General features: G+C 59.5%; 1 protein-coding gene and 2 pseudogenes. 2 read left to right on the top strand and 1 reads right to left on the bottom strand.

All coding sequences use genetic code 11. The features are described from left to right. The first annotated feature begins 86 nt into the window (after nucleotides 1-86). Entirely contained in the window at nucleotides 87-302 is a 216-nt protein-coding gene (locus H0V78_06025; protein ID MBA2351341.1) for a hypothetical protein, read from the top strand. A gap of 342 nt (nucleotides 303-644) precedes the next feature. Further along, nucleotides 645-1354 (top strand): annotated as a pseudogene (locus tag H0V78_06020) (hypothetical protein). A gap of 35 nt (nucleotides 1355-1389) precedes the next feature. Here the strand turns inward: H0V78_06020 and H0V78_06015 are convergent. After that, nucleotides 1390-2169, bottom strand: a pseudogene (locus H0V78_06015) (CDP-glycerol glycerophosphotransferase family protein).

Genomic DNA, 2169 nt, shown 5'->3' with positions numbered 1-2169 from the left:
GCCGCTCGCCGAGCGCGCCGGCGTCGCCATCGAAAATCACGCGGCGCTGGATTGCGCGGTCAAAATGGACCGCGAGCGTCTGAGCCATGTGTTTCAAAACCTGCTCGAAAACGCGATCCATCACGCGCCGGGCGGGCGGTACCGGGCTCGGCCTCGGTATCGCGCAGCGCACCACCGAAGATCATGGCGGCACGGTCAGTGTGGGCAATCGAACCCCGCCCGTAACTGGCGCGATCGTCACCGTCAAGCTGCCGATTCATGTCGAAGCGCAAAGCGAGAAAATGGCGCCGCTGAAAGTTTGACAGACGGTTAAGGAGGAGTCTGAACAAGTCGCATCGCCGTCTTTTCCCGCGAAGCTTGCCCCAGCGCGCTTTAGGTAAGCGTAGGTCAGGGTGCGCAAACTCCGTTACAAAGATTGCCCAACCGATGCTGTGAGGAAGCCATCGGCGCCCTGAACTGCGGATTTTCTTCTATCACGGCATGGACGAGTTCGATTCGACGCCGAAACGCCGGTCGGGCATTCTTATGCAGGTTCATTCGGCTGGACTCCTTGAGAGACGAGGAAGGCTGAAAACTTCAAGCGTCTCAAACCTGGTCCGAATGAACAACAACGTATTGCAACATCACACTTAGGCAACAGTGTGATGCAAGTCATCGGTCATCGCGGCGCTGCCGCTCTGGCGCCCGAAAATACGTTTGAAAGTTTTGATGCGGCGCTTGCCGCCGGCGTCGACGCCATCGAAACCGATATCCAGGAGACCAGAGATCGCGAGCTGATCCTGATGCACGACAAAAGGCTGGAACGCACGACCAACGGCGCAGGCCTGGTCCACCACACGCCGTGGAGCGCGATCGAGGCCCTCGATGCCGGATCGAGGTTCGCGGAAGAATTTCACGGAGCCAGGGTCCCGCTATTGCGCGACGCACTGCGGCGTTACGGCCAGCGTACTCAGCTCGTGCTGGAAATCAAACGGTCGAAATGCGCACTGCGGGTGCTGAAGATGGTGCGTCACGCGGGCCTCATCGACCGCGTTACGTTTACCTCTTCGGAGTTGCCGCCGCTGCAAAAAATCAAGGCGCGAAACCCGGGCGCAAGGATCGGCTTTCTCGCCTCGCAGTCGATGATGCGAACGTTCAGATTGCGCTTGCGGCAGGCGTCGATCAGTTTTGTCCGCCCGCGCGCGAGCTGACTGTCGAACGCGTGGCGCAATGGAAAGCGTTGGGGCTCGAAGTCAGGGCATGGGGCGTCAAGGACGCGAAGCTGATGCATGCGGCGATCGCCGCTGGCGTCGATGGCATGACCATCGATATGCCCGCCATGCTATTGCAGGCACTCGGTCGGCTTCGCGCATAACAGCGCTTCGATTGCCGCCACCCCGCGCGCGGTCGCGCACCCGCGCGTGGTTGGTGGACGCTGTAATGCAATACCTGTTCGCGCTGTTCGGCGTGCGGATCGCGCAGCAGACTATCGGTGACGCACCGCTGCAAATAACCGACCTGATCGCAGACTTCTCCGCACTGCCAAAAATAGGTGGCGGCCTCGACATCGTCGCTGGCAAACAACGCCCCAGGCTGCGGATTCAAAAACACCATGGGCCGGCCGAAGTACAGCCACTCGTAGCCGGAAGCCGAAATATCGCCGATGAACAAATCGCTTTGCGCAAACCACGGCATCACATTTCCCGAACGGACAAGCTTGATTCCGGGCATTTGCGTCAGGCGCTCGATGATCGCGCCGTCAAAAAATTCGCGCGCCGGGTTGAAGATGTTGGGATGCGGTTTGACGATCAGGTTGTAGTCCTCAGTGAGGCGCGCGACGACATCGGGATTATCGAGAAAGAGTGCGATCGAACTCAAGCCTCCCTTGCGCCAGGTCGGACAGTAGATCAGCGTTTTCTTGCCGTTGCCGAACAGCGGCGGCCTAGCATCGATGCAGTCGAACTTCGGATAGCCGACCATGCTGAAACGCATGCGTCGATTTTTTCCGTGGCGTTGCAGCCGGTCTAGCTGGCGCTGGCCGGCGCACAGGCAAAGCCGGTAGTCGCTGAAATCGCGTTCGTAAGTAAAAGGCTTGTCCGATATGCCATGGAACAGCTGCACGACATGCGCGCGGCTTTTGATTTCATGATCGCGCAGGTGCGTCGGCGTCAGCACCAGGTCGTAATCGTC

The sequence above is a fragment of the Burkholderiales bacterium genome (genome assembly GCA_013695435.1).
In the GTDB taxonomy this organism is placed as follows: domain Bacteria; phylum Pseudomonadota; class Gammaproteobacteria; order Burkholderiales; family JACMKV01; genus JACMKV01.
The sequence above is the reverse complement of the archived record's forward strand: the minus strand, read 5'-3'. Positions and strand labels throughout refer to the sequence as shown.